This window comes from Phormidium sp. FACHB-1136, assembly GCF_014697375.1.
Taxonomy (GTDB): Bacteria; Cyanobacteriota; Cyanobacteriia; order Phormidesmidales; family Phormidesmidaceae; genus Nodosilinea.
In genome coordinates this window covers 1-2,025 of the sequence record NZ_JACJRS010000241.1, presented here as the reverse complement: position 1 = coordinate 2,025, position 2,025 = coordinate 1, and the positions used below count along the sequence as shown (strand labels likewise).

Annotated in this window: 2 protein-coding genes; both read right to left on the bottom strand. The window is 52.9% G+C overall.

From position 1 onward, the window contains the following. Positions 1 to 93 precede the first annotated feature (93 nt). A complete protein-coding gene (locus H6G62_RS27015) occupies positions 94 to 1,392 on the bottom strand; it encodes a mechanosensitive ion channel (RefSeq protein WP_190500910.1) in 1,299 nt (432 codons plus the stop codon). Between the two features lie 41 nt (positions 1,393 to 1,433). Beyond that, positions 1,434 to 2,003 (bottom strand): hypothetical protein, encoded by a 570-nt coding sequence (locus H6G62_RS27010; RefSeq protein ID WP_190500908.1) that lies wholly within the window; start codon positions 2,001 to 2,003, stop codon positions 1,434 to 1,436. Positions 2,004 to 2,025: the final 22 nt, after the last annotated feature.

Below are 2,025 nucleotides of genomic sequence, written 5' to 3'. Positions count from 1 at the left end.
CTCTACTTTTGCCTAAATTCATCGCCGCTAAGCTTAACCCCTTGCCCCCTCAGGTCTCCCAAAGCTTAGTAACTTAGTACCCCTGTCCAGAACTTATGACTGTCCAGTCAGAAAGCCATTCACCAGATCCTTCACCAGGTTTTGGGAGCCAAAGGTAATGGCTAACCCCGCCAAACTGCCAATGGCAATCACCGAAGCCGTGGATAGCCCCAGCGTATTCAACCCCGACAACACCCCCGCCAGCAAAATCACCACGGTTGCCAGCCCTTTCATTGCCCCGGCAATGGTAGAGGTGCGCAGGTTAAGGCGTTGGCTATCACCGACCTCAATAAAATCGATCAAATCTAGGGGGTTCCAGCGGGTGATAAAGCGATCAATTAACCGACGGCTGATGCGAATGGCCAATCCCGTTAAAAACCAAATCAACAGCAGAGACAGCGCCATATCTAGGAAATGAAGCTGGTTGCGGATGAGATAGGTGGAAACTTTGACCAGCCAAAAGAAGCCCCCATACAAAATCGTCATCAGTAGCCAGAACAGCAGCCACTGGAGAATTTCTAGGGCGGCCAGTTGGCGATCTAAATTAAAAATTTGCGGTAGCCGCTGCAAAAAAGCCATGCGCCGCAAAATGAGGGATTCCTCAACCGTTTCTCCCCCATCATCCGGGGCAGATTTAGGGGTCACCGCAAATTCAGGAATGGCAGATTCAGGGGGAGGCGTAGCCTGAAGGGCTTTTTTCTGTCGTCGCAGCCGACCTTGCGGTTTAGATAGGGCGTACTTCAGGCCAATAATCCCCAGACTGCTCAGCAACACCCCAGTCAAAATGTGATTGACCCGACGACGGGCAGCGGGGAGCTGTTCTAGCCCACTGCGAATTTCCGATTCGAGGATGTCGCGCCATTCCTCCGCGAGGATATCAACGGGCTGACCATTAAAGTCGGCGTCAAATTCTGTGATTGAAAGTAAGACCAAGGGGCGGGGAAACTGATCATCTCGCACATCAACAATGGCCACATTATTGAGTTGGGAGACCTCAAACACCAGGGTCTCTGGATCCATGGGCCGCTGAAGTAAGAGCAGCAACTTGGCCTGAATTTCCTCCGCTCGTTGCTCCACGGTTTGACGACCACTCAAACTATCCATCGCCCGGTTATACACCGTGGGAGAGGCGATGGTAAAAAGATTATTTTCGCTGAGGGGAGATTGAACGGAGATCGCCTCCATGTTGCCGTAGCGCGTCACCTCTGACGGCGGCCCGATCACCCCTTTTTGACCAAACCCCTCTGGAAAGGAGAACTGAGCCTGACTGGGTTGACCCAAGGCTAGGCTGAGAACCATCGCCAAAAGAAAGGTCAAAGCTAGGGTAAAGAAACGCTTCAACGGGATAGACATAGGATGAGCTGTGCATGGCAGGGTATCCCTAAAAAACACGGCTAATCCGCCCCAGTAACCATAATTTCGTCAAGTTTAAAGAATTCAGCATCATTCACCGAAACCAAATACTGACCATCGACGACCTGCATCAACACCTGATCGTCAGCGTCGGTGGAGTAGAGGGTTTGACCGTCGTAATAGAGATGATGCGGTTTGCCCCCTGGCCCCACCAGGGTTAACGTGGCATGACCAGAGCCGTAGATAGCAGCGGCCTGACACAGGCTGTCGTAGCTGGGTTGCCCCGCCGAACAAGGCACATTGCCCCCGCCCCGACGCGGCTCACTAGAAACCGTAGAGGCATCCCAGTAGACGTAGATCGAGACATCGGCAAGGCGATAAATTACGCCATCCATGCCTAATTCGTCTTCGCGGGTGGCGCGGCGACCGTTTTGGTCGGTGTAGGTAGCCGCTTGAGTAGATGAGGGGGTCAACTCATAGGTGGTGCCATCGTTTAGGGTGATGGTGACGTAGCCCTGCCGCTGGGCAACACTCCGGACAGTTTTTTGGGGTTGGGTTGGAAAAAAGCTATCCACCGCATAGAGTGCAGGTGCAAGTAAAACACGGTGCACCGATGGATAGCCTCAACAGCAT

Bases quoted from the DNA above. Each gene is read 5' to 3' on its own strand.
- H6G62_RS27015 (WP_190500910.1), bottom strand. From the start codon at position 1,392: ATGTCTATCCCGTTGAAGCGTTTCTTTACCCTAGCTTTGACCTTTCTT.